Source organism: Aeribacillus sp. FSL K6-1305, assembly GCF_038050115.1.
In the GTDB taxonomy this organism is placed as follows: Bacteria; Bacillota; Bacilli; order Bacillales; family Aeribacillaceae; genus Aeribacillus; species Aeribacillus composti.
Genome location: NZ_JBBOQV010000001.1, coordinates 1,624,307 through 1,642,215 on the forward strand (window position 1 = coordinate 1,624,307; position 17,909 = coordinate 1,642,215).

Consider the following 17,909-nt stretch of genomic DNA (forward strand, 5'->3'; position numbering starts at 1 on the left):
GCTATTCGCTGAAATATTGTAAAATGTTTTGTGCTGTTTTTTCAGACATTCCTGCCTGTTTTAGCTCTTCAAGCGATGCCTTTTTAATATTTTCAACGGAACCGAACGATTTTAACAGTTGTTTTTTACGCTTAGGTCCTATGCCGGGGATTTCATCTAATACAGACTTAAACGTATTCTTTTGGCGGACTTGTCGATGAAACGTAATGGCAAAGCGGTGCACTTCATCTTGAATGCGCTGAAGCAAATAAAATTCTTGGCTGCTTCTTGACAATTGAACAGCAGCCTCCCGGTTGCCGAGAAGCAAATCGCTCGTTTTGTGCTTGTCATCTTTCACAAGCCCGGCAACAGGAACGTCAAGTCCCAGTTCGTTTTCTAATACATCCATAGCTGCTTGTACCTGTCCTTTTCCTCCATCAACAATAATAAGGTCCGGCAACGGCAGCTCCTCCTTCAGCACTCTAGTATATCGCCTGCGAATTACTTCCCTCATCGATTCATAATCATCAGGCCCGCTGACTGTTTTTATTTTAAACTTTCGATACTCTTTTCTCGCAGGTTTTCCATCTATGAAAACAACCATAGCCGAAACAGCGTCCGCGCCTTGAATATTGGAATTGTCAAAAGCTTCAATCCGATGTGGTGTAGGAATATTCAACTGCTTTCCTAAATTTTCAATTGCTTTGATCGTCCTTTCTTCATCTCGTTCAATGAGTGAAAACTTCTCTTTTAACGAAATTTTTGCATTTTGATAAGCTAGCTGTACGAGATCTTTCTTTTTTCCTTTCTTTGGTTTGCTGACCTGTACTTGTACTAAAGCTCGAACCATTTCCTCATTGACATCTTCCGGAATGACTATTTCTTTCGGAAGAAAATGGTCGTTCTTTGCGTAAAATTGACCAATAAATGTTAAAAATTCCTCCTCTGGCTCTTGGTACAGAGGGAAAATGGACACATCCCGTTCTATCAGTTTTCCTTGCCTGATAAAAAATACTTGGACGCACATCCATCCTTTATCGTAATAATAAGCAAATACATCGCGATCAATAAAATCATTGAGAACCATTTTTTGCTTTTCCATTGTTGCTTCGATATGCGCGATTTGGTCCCGATATTCTTTTGCCCTTTCAAATTCAAGATTTTCTGCACATTTCAGCATTTTTTCTGTTAATTCTTTTTTGATCTCCTTATATCCGCCATTTAAAAAACGGATGATGCTTTCCACCATTTGTTTGTTCGTTTCTTCGGAAACTTCGTGAACACAAGGCGCAAGACACTGGCCCATATGATAATAGATGCAAACCCGGTCTGGAAGCGAATTGCATTTTCTCAAAGGATACATGCGGTCAAGCAGCTTTTTTGTCTCTCTCGCAGCTTGGACGTTTGCATACGGTCCAAAGTATTTTCCCTTATCTTTTTTTACTTTTCGTGTGACGATCAGCCGCGGATGGCGCTCGGAAGTAATTTTAATATACGGATAGCTTTTATCATCTTTTAGATTGACATTGTATTTCGGTTCATGTTTTTTAATTAAATTCATTTCTAATAGAAGCGCCTCAATATTCGAGGATGTTACGATATATTCAAAATCGGCAATTTCTTGAACGAGTCTTAACGTTTTTCCGTCATGTGATCCAGTAAAGTAGGAACGAACCCGGTTTTTCAATACTTTTGCCTTTCCAACATAAATGACGGTTCCGTTTTTGTCCTTCATTAAATAGCAGCCAGGCTTATTCGGAAGAAGCGAAAGTTTTTCTTTTAAATGCTCATACATCGGTAAAACACTCCAACTTATTCTAATCTGTGCTGGATTTATTCAGCCGTTTTCATTTAAATCGAGTAGGAGGGAGCGATTAACTCCCGTCCTCTCACACCACCGTACGTACGGTTCCGTATACGGCGGTTCAATTAAGATAATTGACGCAAGTCTTTATAACTTCCGTGAATAGCTGTTCTCTTTATGCCAGTGGTCACTCCACCCTCCAAGAGATCTCCCACGGGATTCACCGCTTCCTCCCTCAAGTGAGGTACTACGTTTTCTGTGTTCATCATGACTCACTGAATGCCAAGGGCTATTCTCTCTTAATTGTTCGGTCCTTCTTAGTTGTTCTAGACCAACTAATACTATGACCTCTGCTGACTTCTGACTGTTCAGCTATCTATCACTAGATAGGTTACCAAGGTTACTTGGCGTGCCAGCCAGACCTCCCCGGGTAAGAGTGTAATCTTTCCTTCCATCCATCTGCTTCATTTACTCTGTATCACCTTCGGCAGAAAGGGCTTTGTTTTGTCTTGCAAACTCACCCAGTGATACCTAGCCTCATATGAAGTTCGTGTTCCGAGAGACCTTAAAGTTTGCCGCTCGCTTCCTTCAGATTCCGCGTCACCACGGACACCCTTGCGTTAAGCTAACTGCTACTTCTGCCTTCGCAGCTCGGGACTTTCACCCTATAGATTACACCCATGCCGGGCGCACAAGCAAGAAGGCGCTCCAAAAGGTAACTTTCGAGAGCGCCTCTTTTTATATTTTATATTACAAATGTTTGTTAAGCAATTGCGCTAAAGCTTCTTTCGGCTGGTAACCGATCGCTTTATCCACTGCTTCACCATTTTTAAAGACGATTAACGTCGGAATGCTCATGACTCCGTATTGACCGGCAGTTTCTTGATTTTCATCCACGTTAAGCTTAACAATTTTTACTTTGTCACCAAGTTCTTGATCCAATTCTTCAAGGACTGGGGCAATCATTTTACATGGACCGCACCAAGGCGCCCAGAAATCTGCCAATACTACACCCTCGCTTGTTTCTTGGGAAAAATTCTGGTCAGTAACGTTTACAATTGCCATCTTAATTCCTCCTAATTCACTTTTTCTATGTGAAGTATACCATGTTCTTTCGCTTGAAGCGAATGTTTTGATCTGCAACTATTTTTTCATATTTTTTGTATTTTATGTACGTCGTGACCCGTCTCCACTTATACTAGGAGGAATGGATTTGTTCAAAAAAATACGAGTCCATTCAGGACACGTTAAGAGGAATGGATTTTTAATTTTTTAAATTCTTCCGTAAGCATTGGCACAACTTCAAATAAATCTCCGACAATACCGTAGTCTGCGACGTTGAAAATGTTCGCTTCCGGATCTTTATTGATTGCAACAATTACTTTAGAATTCGACATTCCCGCTAAATGCTGAATGGCTCCAGAAATTCCGCAGGCAATATATAAATCCGGTGTAACGACTTTTCCCGTTTGTCCGATTTGCAGCGAGTAGTCACAATAGTTTGCATCACAGGCACCGCGTGACGCCCCTACTGCTCCTCCGAGCACAGATGCCAATTCTTTTAGCGGTTCAAACCCTTCTGCACTTTTTACCCCTCTCCCTCCGGCAACGATCACCTTTGCTTCAGATAAGTCAACGCCTTCCGCTGCATTTTGGACAACCTCACGCACGATCGTGCGCAGATCTTTTATTTCTACCGATATGGAAGCAACTTCTCCGCTCCTTGATTCATTTTTTTCGAGAGGTGGAATATTGTTCGGACGAACGGTCGCAAAAATAATCCCATCCGTAATGATTTTTTTCTCAAAAGCTTTTCCTGAATAGATCGGTCTTGTGAAAACAACGTTACCGCCCACTATTTCTACAGCGGTAGCATCAGAAATAAGACCTGCGTTTAATTTAGCCGCTATTTTTGGAGATAAATCTTTGCCTAATGCCGTATGTCCGAAAATAATAGCGTCAGGCTTTTCACTGTCAATGATCGCCATGACAGCTTGTGAATACCCGTCCGGACTATAATATTTCAATTTTTCATCTTCCACGATGACAACCCTATCCGCTCCATAATAAATCATGTCATTTGCAAGCGTTCTAACGTTCTCTCCAATTAATCCGGCGACCACCTCTCCGCCTTCGGATATTATCTTGCCGGCTGCAAGCGCTTCAAATGATACGTTCCTTAAAAATTGATCCCTTATTTCTCCCAATACGAACACTTTTCGAGCCATTTTTTCATCCCCCTGCTATATTCGTCTCCACTAAATAACTTTTTCTTCTGATCTCAATAAAGAAACAAGTTCCTTCACTTGATCCTGCAGTTCCCCTTGCAATATTTTTCCTGCTTCTTTTTTAGGCGGCAAATAAATTTCTAACGTTTTTGTTTTCGGCATGACATCTTCTTCTTCAAGATCTAAATCATCAAGCTCCAACTCTTCAAGCGGTTTTTTCTTTGCCTTCATAATTCCCGGCAAAGACGGGTATCTCGGTTCGTTTAAACCTTGTTGGGCAGTTACTAAAAGAGGGAGTGTTGTTTCAATGATTTCCGAATCCCCTTCAACATCTCTCACAATTTTCACGTTTTTTCCATCTATTTCAACATTTGTGATCGTTGTGACATACGGAATGTCAAGAAGCTCCGCCAAACGGGGGCCTACTTGGCCAGATCCTCCGTCAATGGCAACGTTTCCAGCTAATATAATGTCCGCTTCTTTATCCTTCAAAAATTCATATAGAATTTTTGCTGTTGTAAATTGATCTCCATCTTCCAAATCTTCCTCAATATTTATTAAGACAGCTTTATCGCATCCCATCGCAAGAGCCGTTCTCAGCTCTTTTTCGCTTTCTTCTGATCCTACTGTAACAACAGTTACTTCTCCGCCATGAGCCTCCTTAAGCTGCAGCGCTTCTTCAATGGCATATTCATCATAAGGGTTTATGATGAATTCTGCATCATCCTCGGAGATTGATCCGTTTTCAATTAAAATTTTTTCTTCTGTGTCAAAAGTTCTTTTCATAAGGACAAAAATATTCACCTTTCCCATCCCCTTTTTAAAAATTGATCATTCTCTTTTTATGAATGATTGCTTTTAAATCCGTTGATTAACAGCTCAGGAATTTTTTCTGCAATTGCGAGGAGATCGTATTTTTGATCTTTCATTACCCACGTTGTCGCCGTTTCGTCCATCGTCCCAAAAATCATTTGTCTTGCCAGCCTTAAATCCAAATCTTGTCGAAACTCTCCCGTTTTTTTTCCGAATTCGATCACTTCGTCTATTACTTTCAAATATTCTTTAAAAATTTCATTTATGCGCCGGCGCAATTCTTTGTTTACTTGCCGCAATTCCAATTGAAGAACCACTGCCAAATTCCGATCATGAACTAGCATTTGAAAATGCTTTTCGATCAGCGCAAACAATTTTTCTGCAGCAGTCTGCTTTGCATCAATGCTTTTTTTCACTTCAGCGATATGATTCATCAATCTTTCTCGAAAAAGGGAGATTAAAATATCCTCCTTGTTTTTAAAATACAAATAAATCGTTCCATCTGCTACGCCCGCCTGTTTGGCAATTTTCGAAACCTGAGCGGAATGATAGCCGTTCTCCGCAATGACGACAATAGCTGCATCAATGATTTGTTTATATTTTGCCTTTTTTTCTTTCAACGTGTATCTTCCCTTCAAAATGAATGAATGGTCATTCATTTATATGATATTTAGATTAAGCCTTTTTGTCAAGCATTGAGGGAAGTTTTTATTCTCGTTCAAAACCGATAGATGTCCGTTTTATATTTTTCTTTCTTCCTCTACTAGTTTTCTTCTTAAAATTTTTCCTACTGCTGTTTTCGGAAGCTCGTCGCGAAATTCGTATTTTTTCGGCACTTTGTACGGGGCAAGATGTTTTCGGGCGAATTGGTCAAGCTCTTGCTCCGTAAGCTGTGCTCCTCCCTTTGGTACAACATAAGCTTTCACGGTCTCGCCTCTGTAAGGATCCGGAACACCTGCAACGACAACCTCTTTAACCTTTTCATTAGCATACAACACTTCTTCTATCTCGCGGGGATAAATATTGTACCCGCCAGCAATAATCATATCTTTTTTACGATCGACAATATAAAAGAATCCGTCTTCATCCATATAGCCGATATCTCCTGTAAAAAGCCATCCGTCTTTGAAAACCGCTTCCGTTTCCTCTCGGTTGTTCCAGTAGCCTTTCATCACCTGCGGTCCTTTTACAATAAGCTCGCCGAATTCGTTTACATCTGCAAATCCTTCTTTTTCAGCCGAATAAATGGCTGCATGCGTATTGGGCCAAGGGATGCCAATGCTTCCTTTTTTCTTGACATCTGAATAAAATAAGTTTGCATGCGTAACGGGAGAAGCTTCCGAGAGTCCATATCCTTCAACAAGCTTCCCGCCTGTTTCTTTTTCAAAGCGCTCCTGAATTTCTACCGGAAGAGGAGCCGAACCGCTGATACAATATTTAACCGAGGACAAGTCGTATTTTCGCAAATCTTTATGATTTAAAAGAGCAACATAAATCGTTGGCACTCCTGGAAAAAGCGTTGGCTTTTCTTTTTCAATCGCTTTCAAAATTTCGGTTGAATCAAATTTGGGGATTAAAATCATTTTAAAACCTTCCATGATCGATAAATTCATTACAGTCGTCATGCCATATACGTGAAAAAAAGGCAAAACTCCTAGTATGGACTCTTCTCCTTTCCTGCATTTATACATCCAGGCAGCACACATTTTCGTATTGGAAATTAAGTTTTCATGCGTCAACATCACCCCTTTAGGCGTCCCTGTCGTCCCTCCTGTATATTGCAAAAGGGCAATATCTTCTTTCGGATCAATATTTACTGTCAATTCTTTAGCAGGCGATGTTTTTAAGATCTCTGTCCATACATGAACACCATTTGCTGCGTTTACCTTTATTAAAAGATTTTGCTCCTTCTTTTGAATGAGCGGGTATAGAAGATTTTTTGGGAAAGGCAAATACTCTTGGATCTTTGTTATTATGATATGTTTGATATTTGTGAGAGATTTCAATTTCGAGGCTTTTGGATAGAAAAGATCTAATGTAATGAGATGTGTAGCACTGCTGTCATTCAACTGGTACTCCAGCTCTGATTCTGTATAAAGAGGATTCAATTGAACAACTATTCCGCCTGCCTCCAGAACTGCATAATAAGCAATAACTGCCTGTGGACAGTTTGGAAGCATAATCGCTGCCCGATCCCCTTTTTCAAACCCTGTTTGCTCCAAATAATTAGCCAATTGAAGCATCTGTTCGTATAGCTTGCGGTACGTAATGTTCTTTCCAAAAAATGAAACGGCTGTATGATTCGGAAACTGATTAGCCGTATCTTGAAAATATTTGGAAAGCGGCTTATTCTCCCAAGAGATATTATGCGGAATTTCCGAGGGATAAAAATTGAGCCAAGGTTTTTGACATTCCATTTATCTCCTCTCCTTTGAAAAATAATGATGATTTTATTTCATTATATCAAAATAAAATTCAGAAATATAATTATTTTTAGAATTTTAAACAGGAAAAAGCGGAGACCTTTTCTTTTCTCCGCTTTTTCAAGCAAAAAACACCATATAAATAATACCGATCGCAATAAACAGACCGCACAAACCAAATAAAATTTTAGCCAGCGTTTCCATGTTCCCCTCTCCTAATTTGTAATTCCTGCTCCGATTACAAAGGACAAGCCTATGGATATGACCATTGAGATAAAGCCAACTGCACGGTTATCCTTTTGAATTTCATCATCAATATTAAATTTAGGAGTCAGAAATTCAAAAATAAAATATCCGATTAAGAGCAAGGCAAATCCGTAAAAGCCCCAGCCAATCATTTCAAAAAGACCGTCATGCTGTTCAATTGAGAAGCGGAAAACGTTTGAAATCCCGAAAATTTTGCCGCCTGTTGCCATTGCAACAGCCACATTGCCTTTTTGGATTTCTTCCCAGTTTTTATATTTCGTCACCAATTCAAAAATGACTAAAAATAAAACCCCGCACAATATGACAACACTATAATTAGCAGCAGTTTGAACATATACGTTTTCCCAAAACAGATTCATGTTTACTCTCCTTAAAGAAAAGTTTATTTGAACTCCACAATCGTAACACCTGTTCCGCCTTCATTTGCTTCACCGAAACGGACGTTTTTAACAGCGCGGTGGTTTTGCAAAAATTCCCGCACCCCTTTTCTTAAAGCGCCCGTCCCTTTGCCATGAATAATGTGCGCCCGCGGATATCCTGCGAGAAGACAATCGTCAATATATTTTTCAAGACGGATGAGCGCATCTTCATATCGCTCTCCCCGCAAATCAAGTTCTAATGAAACATGAAAATCCTTCCCTTTTACTGTTGCGAGCGTTTTTTCTCCCTCTTGTTTCGGGCTGCCAATATATTCAAGATCTTCTTCTTTTACTTTCATTTTCAATATTCCAATTTGTACAAGCCATTCACTTTCATTTGCTTTTTCAAGCAGATGTCCTTTTTGATTTAAGTTGATCACTTTTACCTCATCGCCGGGGCGCAGCTGCTTTTTGCTTTTTTGTTTTTCAGATTTTTGTTCAGTATTTATAAATTCAGGCGCTGCATATTCAAGCCGCTTTTTTGCTTCTATTAATTCATGCTCTTTAATAGCTGAACTGTGCTCTTTTTGCATGTTTTTCAATTTTTGAATAATCTGATCTGCTTCTTTTTGCGCTTCTTCCAGCCTTTTTTTCACCATTTCCTCAGCTTCTTGATATAGGCGGTCTTTCTGCTTATTAAATTCAATGATTTGTTCTTGTAGTTCTTTATGAAGTTTTTCTGCTTCTTTCAGCGTTTTTTCAGCTTCCATCCAATCCTCTTCAGCACGTTTTTTGCTTTCCTCAAGGGAGGCAATCATTGCATCCGTTTTGGATCTGTCAGCGCTCATGAACGATTTGGCGCGCTCAATAATTTCTTTGCTCAATCCAAGCCTTTTTGATATTTCAAACGCATTGCTTCGGCCAGGTACACCGATCAACAATTTATACGTCGGCGATAATGTGTCGACATCAAACTCAACGCTTGCATTGATCACGCCCTTACGGTTAAATCCGTATGCTTTCAATTCGGGATAGTGGGTGGTTGCAACAACTTGCGCTCCTCTGTTTAAAGCTTCATCCAAAATTGCAATGGCTAGAGCAGCACCTTCTCCAGGATCTGTACCTGCCCCAAGTTCATCAAATAGTACGAGTGAGCGATCATTAAGTTCCTGTAAAATTTTGACGATGTTCACCATATGAGAAGAAAATGTACTCAAATTTTGTTCAATTGACTGTTCATCCCCAATATCTGCGTAAACTGCCTCAAATACCGGCATTGTAGATCCTTCTTCAGCAGGGATTTGCAGACCTGATTGCGCCATTAGTGCGAGCAGTCCAATTGTCTTCAGCGTCACCGTCTTACCGCCGGTGTTTGGACCGGTAATGACAATCGATTGAAAATCTTCCCCAATTTCAATTGTATTTGGCACAACGGTTTCAGGGTCAATAAGAGGATGGCGGGCTTTATACAGCTTCATAATGCCACGATCATTTATATTTGGCTTTGTAGCCTTTAATTTTTTAGCATACAATGCCTTGGCAAACATAAAATCGATTTCACCCATTACAGTGATATTATGAATGATTCCCTTGCTTATGTCAGCAACCATTTTCGACAATTCCGTTAAGATCCGTTCAATTTCGCGCCTTTCCTTAATCCGCGCTTCATTTAAAGAGTTGTTCGCTTCTACGATAGCCTGCGGCTCAATAAACAGAGTTGCTCCTGAGGAAGATTGATCATGGACGATTCCTCCGTAAACTCCTCTATATTCTTGTTTGACAGGAATGCAATAGCGGTCATTTCGAATCGTAATAATGGCATCCGAAAGATTTTTTTGTGCAGATGGGGAGCGAATGATCGATTCCAGCTTTTCGCGAATACGAGCCTCCAATGTACGGATTTGACCTCTTATCGCTTTTAATTTATCGCTCGCATCATCAACAATTTCCCCGTCATCGCGTATGCAACGTTGAATTTCTTTTTCTTCTTTTAAATAAATTCCGATTTCGCTGACCAATTGTTCTAAATGAGGAAGTGAAACCTCCTCTTCTTGAGTCAACTTTTCAATAAATTGCTTCATTTGTCTTGAAGCATATAACACGGCAGAAACAGCCACAAGCTCTTGCGGACCTAAAGTTCCGCCTATTTGCGCACGCTTTACACTCGGCCGTATGTCGCTTAATCCTCCGAAAGGGGCAGAGCCTTTCAATCGGAGCACTGTTAGTGCTTCATCTGTCTGCTCCTGCCTCTTCAGTACTTCGTTGATGTCTCCTGATGGCATAAGCTTTAACGCTTTCTCTTTTCCTAAAGAAGAAGAAGCATGCTCTTTCAGCAGTTCCCTTATTTTATTAAATTCCAAAACATGTAACACTCGTTCCTGCAACTTCTCAAAACCTCCTGACAGTTGAATGGTCAGTCTTTCCTTTTTAAAAATTGCTTTAATTGTTCAACATCCCACGTATTCACAACGTCATCCGGCTGAATGAAAGCTTTTCGCGCATACGCAACCCCTATCTCCATATGTTCTAGCATGTTTATGCTGTGGGCATCTGTATTAATCACAACCTTTACACCGTATTCCTTCGCTTTCTTCAAATGTTCTACACATAAGTCAAGCCTGTTCGGATTTGCGTTCAATTCTAAAATAGTATCTGTTTCCTTTGCAAGTTCTAAAAGCATTTCTATATCAACATCGTATCCTTCTCTTCGCCCAATTAACCTTCCAGTCGGATGAGCGATAATATCAACATGGTTATTATATAGGGCTGCTTTCAGCCTTTTCATAATTACACTCTGCGGCTGGGAAAAGTTCGAATGGATCGATGCAATAACTATATCTAGCTCTTTTAGACAATCGTCGTCATAATCAAGTGTACCGTCCGGCAAAATATCCATCTCGATTCCTCTGAAAATCGTAAAATCAGAATATTGTTCATTCAACATGTCAATTTCTTCTTTTTGTTCTTTCAGCTGCTCAGGAGTCAAGCCGTTGGCTACTTTTAAAAATTGCGAGTGATCTGTAATCGCGATGTACTTGTAGCCTTTTCTTTTAGCAGCCTCAGCCATTTCCTTGATTGAATGAGCGCCGTCGCTCCATGTTGAATGCATATGGAGATCTCCCTTTATTTCCTCGAGCGAAATAAGATTTCCTTTGTATTTTTCCACTTCCTCCCCATCTTCCCGAACCTCTGGCGGAATGTAGGGAAGCTGAAAGTGTGCATACAGCTCTTTTTCTGACTCAAATGTGAGCACTTCTCCGGTTTCTATTATTTCTACGCCGTATTCGCTTATTTTTTCTCCTCTTTCCTTCGCTAGCTGGCGCATTTTTACATTATGCTCTTTTGAGCCTGTAAAATGGTGCAAAGCCGAAATGAATTCCTTTGGGTGCACGATGCGAAAATCGACCTGAACCTTGACATCAAACTTGAGTTCAATCGATATTTTCGTATCGCCTTTCGCAATGATTTCAGTTATATTCGGCATTGTTAAAATGTAATCTCGCACAGCTTCTTTATTTTCCGCCGCAATAATAAAGTCAAGGTCTTTTATCGTTTCTTTCATTCTTCTTAAGCTTCCTGCGCGAGAAAAGCGAACTATTCCGTTTTTCTGTCCTTTTTCTAAAAATTTCTCTATTTTTTCTGCAATCGGCAGCATATAAGCAAGAGGCAGTCGGCCCGGTTTTTTATTCATTTCATCGATCGCAGCCAATATTTTTTCTTCCGTTACTTTTCCAAAACCTTGTAAACTTTGCACTTTATGTTCTTCACAGGCTTTTTTTAAAGAATCGATGTCCACAACACCTAAATCCTTGTACAATTTTGCAATCTTCTTTCCGCCCAGCCCTGGCAATTGAAGAAGAGGGATTAACCCTTCAGGAACTTCCTTTTGCAAGGTTTGCAGCGTTTTTGACTCGCCGGTTTTTATGAATTCTTCGATGACTGCACTCGTTCCTTTCCCAATCCCACTGATTAAAGTAAAATCGTGGATGTATGATAGGCTTCTCGCATCCCTTTCAAGGGCATTGGCAGCTTTATAAAACGCGGAGATTTTAAAAGGGTTTTCGCCTTTTAACTCCATATATACCGCAATTTTCTTTAACAGGCTGACAACATCCTTTTTGTGAACCGTCATGTTTTACGTCACCTCTTGAATCTTAAACAATATAAAAATCACCTGCTATTGAACTATTTAATAGAAACAGAGAAGGACGATGGGGGTCTAAATAAAGATGTTTCCATCGTCCCTTTACGTCTAGCTTCCTTTACCGAAATAGCCGATCCAAAGATCGTGAATTTTATCAGATAAGACAGGGGTATGATTGACAATTAAATCAGCCAGCAGCGATTTATCGATAAGATTTTGAATTTGCTCGGCTGGAATGAGCGCTGCCAAAAAAAGCAGAATGAATAAAATGAGGTAAGTTTCCGCAAAACCTAAAACCGCACCCAGCAAGCGGTTGATTTGCTTAAGTATTGGAAGCATCGCAACAAAATCAAACATAGATCCGATGATGTGAAGCGCTATTTTTGATCCGATAAACAAAAGCACGAATGCAACTCCGCGATAGTAAGCTTCCTCCAAATGGCCCCCTGTCAATATAGATAGAGCAGCATTTGAATCTCCTATATTTGGATACGGTACCCATAATTCCAGTTTAGGAGCAAGATCGTCAAAATATGTTCTGGCAATTATGAAAGACACTATAACACTTGATAAATAAACTACTTGGAGAATAAATCCCCTTTTAAGGCCAGTGAGCAATCCGAATACTAAGAAAAATAAAATGATCAAGTCAAGCATTTTAAATTTCAATCCTTTTCTTGAAGTTGCTTTTCTAGTTCTTCAAATTTCTCCTTTAATTTGAGATAATCATGAACAGCATTTACCGCAGTTAGTACTGCCAGCTTGTTTAAATCTAGAGATGGGTTTTTTTGACTGATTTCCCGCATTTTTTCGTCAACAATTGAAGCGACAAGCTTCATATGATTTACGCTCTCATTTCCAACAATCGAATACTGCTGTCCATATATATAAACAGTCGCTTTATTTTTAGGTTGATCAGACAAAGCGAATCCTCCATCCTCTATGAAAAAATATCGCAAAATGATTCAAAATCCTAATCATAATCATAACATGTTTGTCGAAAAGATGGAAAGAAGAACAAAAGAAAGGGTACAATAATATAGCATCCATTTTAGGAAAGCGAGGCGTTTTTTATTGTCCAATATCGTCATAAAAGTTGATCATGGGGGAATTCAAACTTTGAAAGATTTTTATAATCCTTTCATTATAGACAGAACCCCTCCAGGTGCCGTCTTTTCTGCCAAATTGACAAACTGTACGATCACTGCTTACAAGTCGGGAAAAGTGCTTTTTCAAGGATCTGCCGCTCAGCAGGAAGCAAACAGATGGGAAAAAATAGCAAAAACAGCCCCTTCTCAAACAGAGGATGAGCTTCAACAGCTTCAACAGATGTCAGTCATCGGCTCTGATGAAGCAGGAACGGGGGATTATTTTGGACCGATCACGGTTGCTGCAGTATTTGTCCCTAAAGAAAAAAGAAAACTGGTTCAGCAGCTTGGAGTAAAAGATTCAAAGGCTTTGACAGACAAACAAGTTTTTTCAATCGCCAACACTTTAATAGAGAAAGTTCCGTACAGCCTCTTAATTTTGCGCAATGAAAAATACAATCAATTGCAAAAATCTGGAATGAACCAAGGGAAATTGAAAGCTATCCTTCATAATCAAGCGATTCATCATTTACTCAAGAAAATTTCTCCTGATAAACCAGAAGCTGTGTTAATCGATCAGTTTGCAGAGCCGAATGTTTACTTTCAATATCTTAAAGACCGGGATGTTCCGTTTAAAGACATAACCATCTTTAAACCGAAGGCGGAGCATATACACATATCTGTCGCTGCAGCATCCATTATCGCAAGATATGCTTTTTTAAAAGAATTAAACAGCTTATCCAACGCAGCCGGATTTTATTTGCCAAAAGGAGCCAGCCATACTGTTGATGAAGCTGCTGCCAAATTAATAAAGGAAAAAGGGAAAAACACACTTGGCAAAATGGCAAAGCTTCATTTTGCCAACACCGAAAAAGCTTTGAATCTATTGAATTGAAATGACGAATCCGGAAATCTTATTTTCTGAGGTTAGCAGGACCAATTTATGATTTCAATAAAAATGAAGGTGCTATCTGCACCTTCATTTGTTAGCTGGAATTATTTTAGGGATTTATCGTCCTGCGTTAGCTGCGAAGAACTGCTGAAAATTTTTCCTCTACCGCCTTAATTACTTTTTCATGAGCTTTTGCTGCTTCCTCATCCGTCAATGTTCGTTCAGGATCGTAGTAGCGGAGTGAAAATGCGATCGATTTTTTCCCTGCTCCCAAACGTTCTCCTTCATACACATCGAAAATGGAAATCTCTTTTAACAGTTTTCCGCCCGCTTCCCGGATCGTTTCTTGAAGCTCGCCAGCATGCACATGCTGATCAACGACTAAGGCGATATCCCTTGTAATAGATGGGAACCTTGGAATCGGCGTATATATGACTGGCTTAGCTTCATATTGAATGAGATCGGCTAGCTTCAGCTCAAAAACATATGTTTCATCTAAATCATACTCTTTTTCAACTTCCGGATTTAATTCGCCGACAAATCCGATGAATGATCCGTTTAAATAAATATCTGCCGTTCTGCCGGGATGCAGCCCTTCACGTTTTGCCTGTTTATACTCAATTTCATCCAACAGTCCAAGCAGATCAAATAAACCGTTTAAAATTCCTTTCACAACATAAAAATCAACTTTTGTTTTTTCCCCTTGCCATGGGTGATAAACGTAGTGACCCGTCATGACGCCTGATAAACGTTCTTTTTCCAAAGGCTTTTCTAAAGCATCGTCCGAAATGAAAACAGAACTAATTTCATAAAGATGAATATCATCGATTTGCCGCGCTTTGTTATATTTTACAGACTCAAGCAAATGAGGAAGCAGGCTTAAACGCAAAACACTCCGCTCTTCACTCATCGGCAATGCTAATTGAGTAAAGCTTGACGTCTCCAGCGTAAATTGTCCCGCCTTTTCTTTGCTCGTTAATGAATATGTGATCGCTTGATAAAGCCCGGCGCCTTCCAAAAATCTTCGCACTTTTCTTCTTTTCAATTGATAGTCTGTTAATGCTCCGGATGTTGAAGATCCTTCAGGCAATGTTGACGGAATATAGTCATATCCGTAAAGGCGGGCTACTTCTTCAATTAAATCTTCTTCAATCGCAATATCGCCTCTTCTTGTCGGAACGGTTACTGTAAAAAGACCGTTTTCTTCAACGGTTTCAAATTGCAAGCGGTCAAAAATTTCTTTTATTTCATCTACTGCAATGTTTGTCCCTAAAACGTTGTTAATTTTCTCAGCGGAAATGGTGATCACTTTTTTCTCGATTGAAAAATCATGAAATTCTGCTTCACCTTCTAAAACAGTTCCGGAGGCGTATTTTGCGATCAATTGTGCTGCCCGCTCTGCTGCAGCTTTTACCCTGTTCGGGTCAACCCCCTTTTCAAATCTCAAGCTCGCTTCACTTCTAAGTCCGAAATCCTTCGACGCTTTTCGGACAACACTGCCTTTAAAATAGGCGGCCTCAAGCAAAACGGTCGTCGTATCGTCTCTTACTTCAGAATCGGCCCCTCCCATTACACCAGCTAATGCAACAGGTACTTTGCCATTTGTGATCACAAGGTGATCGCTTGTAAGCTTTCGTTCTTGATCATCAAGGGTCACGATCGTCTCTCCGTCATGTGCGCGGCGAACGAGTATTTCCTTTGATCCGAACCGGTCATAGTCAAACGCATGAAGCGGCTGGCCGTATTCTAATAAACAATAGTTTGTAATATCGACGACGTTGTTATGCGGTCTGATTCCGGCTTTTATTAAGCGCATTTGCATCCATAAAGGGGAAGGGGCAATTTTGACATTTTTAATAATTTTGGCTACATAGAATGGATTATCTTCTTTTGCTTCAACATTCACAGTAATATAATCAGTTGCTTTTTCTTCGGCAGCCTCATAATGAACTTCCGGCTTTCGAACCTCTTTCTTTAAAATTGCTGCAACTTCATAGGCAACACCGATCATGCTTAAACAGTCAGAACGGTTTGGTGTAAGACCTAATTCAAGTACATAATCGTCCATAAACAGCTGTTCAATCGCATTTTTTCCAACTTCAGCATCACTAGGGAAAACAAAAATGCCGTCAGAAAACTCTTTTGGGACAAGCTTTCCTTCAATGCCCAGCTCTTGCAAAGAACAAATCATACCGTTAGATTCTTCACCGCGCAGCTTTGCCCGTTTAATTTTGAAATTGCCCGGCAAAACCGCACCAACTTTGGCTACCGGCACTTTTTGACCTTTTTCAACGTTTTGGGCGCCGCATATAATTTGCACTGGTTCTCCTTCTCCGATGTCAACTAAACATTTGCTTAATTTTTCTGCATTTGGATGCTGTTCTTTTTCAAGCACCTGTCCAACTACAACATCTTTTATTCCTTCATTAACAGCTTGAACATTTTCAACTTCAATGCCGCTCTTCGTTATTTTTTCAGCCAGCTCCTCAGGGGAAATGTCTAGATCAACATATTCAGAGAGCCATTTGTATGAAACGAACATGAGAAAACCTCCTTTTAAGCTTGTTTAAACTGTTTCAAAAAACGCACATCGTTTGTATAAAAATGACGAATATCATCGATTCCATATTTCAACATGGCAATCCGTTCCGGTCCCATTCCAAATGCAAAACCACGGTATTTTTTCGAATCGAATCCCGCCATTTCCAAAACGTTTGGATGAACCATCCCTGCTCCTAAAATTTCAATCCAGCCTGTTCCTTTGCATACATGACAGCCTTTCATGGAGCATTTAAAACAGGATACATCGACTTCCACCGACGGTTCAGTAAACGGGAAAAAGCTCGGACGCAGACGAATTTGCCTGTCTTCACCGAACAGTTTTTTCGCAAACACTTCGAGCGTTCCTTTTAAATCGCTCATGCGAATGTTTTCATCCACAACGAGCCCTTCAATTTGCGTAAATTGATGGGAGTGCGTTGCATCATCTGTATCACGTCTGTATACTTTCCCTGGACAAATGATTTTTACAGGACCTTTCCCTTTATATTTTTCTAGCGTTCTCGCCTGAACTGGAGATGTGTGTGTGCGCAGCAAAATTTCATCAGTTATGTAAAAGGAATCTTGCATATCCCTTGCCGGATGGCCTTTCGGCAAATTGAGCGCTTCAAAATTGTAATAATCTGTTTCAACTTCTGGACCTTCCTCTACTGTGTATCCCATGCCGATAAACAAATCTTCAATTTCTTCAATGACCGCTTGGAGAGGATGATGGTTTCCTGTTCGAACCGGTCTGCCTGGAAGGGTAACGTCAATCGTTTCTTGCTGTAATTTTTTCTCGATTTCTGCTTTTTCGAGTTGTTCTTGCTTACTTGTTATTTCCCCGGCAATCACTTCCCGAATTTCATTTGCTAACGCACCTATTTTCGGCCGTTCTTCTTTCGAAAGCTTTCCCATTCCGCGAAGAACTTCGGTAATCGGTCCTTTTTTTCCAAGATATTGAACGCGAATATTTTGCAATTGTTTTAAATCCGTTGCTTCCCGTACCTTTTGCAACGCTTCATCGCGAAGCTTTGTTAATTCTTCCTGCATGTAAATTCCTCCTTTTTTTTTAAAATAAATAAAAAAACCCATCCCAAAAAAGGGACGAGTTGAATTTCGCGGTACCACCCTTATTAACAAAGAAAGAATCTTTGTTCACTTCATTATCATAACGGCACAGCCGGAGCGCCTTTACATGCTTCCGCATGGTCCTGGCGTCAACTCTGGAGGTGAATTCGTTTGCCTCTACCATAAAAATGCTTCCAGTCTACGGCATTTTCTCCCTAAATGGCGACCTGCAAACTACTCTTCTCCGTCATCGTTATTCCTTTATTCAATTGCTTTTAATTATAAAAAAAAGAAATTAAAGGC

General features: G+C 40.0%; 14 protein-coding genes and 1 other annotated feature. Of the genes, 1 reads left to right on the plus strand and 13 read right to left on the minus strand.

Features of this window, described 5'->3' with window-relative positions:
* Nucleotide 1 precedes the first annotated feature (1 nt).
* The 11 genes from uvrC to zapA all read right to left on the minus strand — a co-directional run bounded on the left by uvrC (nt 2) and on the right by zapA (nt 12,940).
* A complete protein-coding gene (uvrC, locus tag NST97_RS07835; RefSeq protein WP_340857303.1) occupies nt 2-1,774 on the minus strand; it encodes an excinuclease ABC subunit UvrC in 1,773 nt (590 codons plus the stop codon).
* Nucleotides 1,775-2,533: 759 nt separating this feature from the next.
* Nucleotides 2,534-2,848 (minus strand): thioredoxin, encoded by a 315-nt coding sequence (trxA, locus tag NST97_RS07840; protein ID WP_063387440.1) that lies wholly within the window; start codon nt 2,846-2,848, stop codon nt 2,534-2,536.
* A gap of 182 nt (nt 2,849-3,030) precedes the next feature.
* Nucleotides 3,031-4,011 (minus strand): electron transfer flavoprotein subunit alpha/FixB family protein, encoded by a 981-nt coding sequence (locus NST97_RS07845; RefSeq protein ID WP_063387439.1) that lies wholly within the window; start codon nt 4,009-4,011, stop codon nt 3,031-3,033.
* Between the two features lie 30 nt (nt 4,012-4,041).
* Nucleotides 4,042-4,815, minus strand: coding sequence for an electron transfer flavoprotein subunit beta/FixA family protein (locus tag NST97_RS07850; protein ID WP_340805759.1), 774 nt, complete (start codon nt 4,813-4,815; stop codon nt 4,042-4,044).
* Nucleotides 4,816-4,853: 38 nt separating this feature from the next.
* A complete protein-coding gene (locus tag NST97_RS07855) occupies nt 4,854-5,444 on the minus strand; it encodes a TetR/AcrR family transcriptional regulator (RefSeq protein WP_063387437.1) in 591 nt (196 codons plus the stop codon).
* A gap of 120 nt (nt 5,445-5,564) precedes the next feature.
* Nucleotides 5,565-7,241 carry a long-chain-fatty-acid--CoA ligase gene (locus NST97_RS07860; protein WP_341343090.1) on the minus strand — a complete coding sequence of 559 codons (1,677 nt, stop codon included), beginning with the start codon at nt 7,239-7,241 and terminating at the stop codon, nt 5,565-5,567.
* A 221-nt stretch (nt 7,242-7,462) separates the two neighbouring features.
* Entirely contained in the window at nt 7,463-7,873 is a 411-nt protein-coding gene (locus NST97_RS07865; RefSeq protein ID WP_063387435.1) for a DUF350 domain-containing protein, read from the minus strand.
* Between the two features lie 23 nt (nt 7,874-7,896).
* Nucleotides 7,897-10,257: an endonuclease MutS2 gene (locus NST97_RS07870; protein WP_341343091.1), complete on the minus strand. Its 2,361-nt coding sequence runs from the start codon at nt 10,255-10,257 to the stop codon at nt 7,897-7,899.
* Between the two features lie 29 nt (nt 10,258-10,286).
* On the minus strand, nt 10,287-12,005 hold the full coding sequence (gene polX, locus NST97_RS07875; RefSeq protein ID WP_341343092.1) for a DNA polymerase/3'-5' exonuclease PolX: 1,719 nt from the start codon (nt 12,003-12,005) through the stop codon (nt 10,287-10,289).
* Nucleotides 12,006-12,125: 120 nt separating this feature from the next.
* Complete coding sequence (locus tag NST97_RS07880; protein WP_063387432.1) at nt 12,126-12,674, minus strand: CvpA family protein; 549 nt, start codon at nt 12,672-12,674, stop codon at nt 12,126-12,128.
* An 8-nt stretch (nt 12,675-12,682) separates the two neighbouring features.
* Nucleotides 12,683-12,940, minus strand: coding sequence for a cell division protein ZapA (gene zapA / locus NST97_RS07885; RefSeq protein ID WP_063387431.1), 258 nt, complete (start codon nt 12,938-12,940; stop codon nt 12,683-12,685).
* A gap of 151 nt (nt 12,941-13,091) precedes the next feature.
* Here zapA and rnhC point away from each other — a divergent pair, with 151 nt between their 5' ends.
* Nucleotides 13,092-14,000: a ribonuclease HIII gene (gene rnhC, locus NST97_RS07890; RefSeq protein WP_340881880.1), complete on the plus strand. Its 909-nt coding sequence runs from the start codon at nt 13,092-13,094 to the stop codon at nt 13,998-14,000.
* Nucleotides 14,001-14,127: 127 nt separating this feature from the next.
* On the opposite strand, the gene pheT is transcribed toward rnhC, so the two are convergent.
* Together pheT and pheS are read right to left on the minus strand one after the other, a co-directional pair.
* Nucleotides 14,128-16,539, minus strand: coding sequence for a phenylalanine--tRNA ligase subunit beta (pheT, locus tag NST97_RS07895; RefSeq protein WP_339230307.1), 2,412 nt, complete (start codon nt 16,537-16,539; stop codon nt 14,128-14,130).
* Between the two features lie 14 nt (nt 16,540-16,553).
* Complete coding sequence (gene pheS / locus NST97_RS07900) at nt 16,554-17,588, minus strand: phenylalanine--tRNA ligase subunit alpha (protein WP_063387428.1); 1,035 nt, start codon at nt 17,586-17,588, stop codon at nt 16,554-16,556.
* Nucleotides 17,589-17,635: 47 nt separating this feature from the next.
* Nucleotides 17,636-17,866: a binding site (T-box leader), on the minus strand.
* Nucleotides 17,867-17,909: the final 43 nt, after the last annotated feature.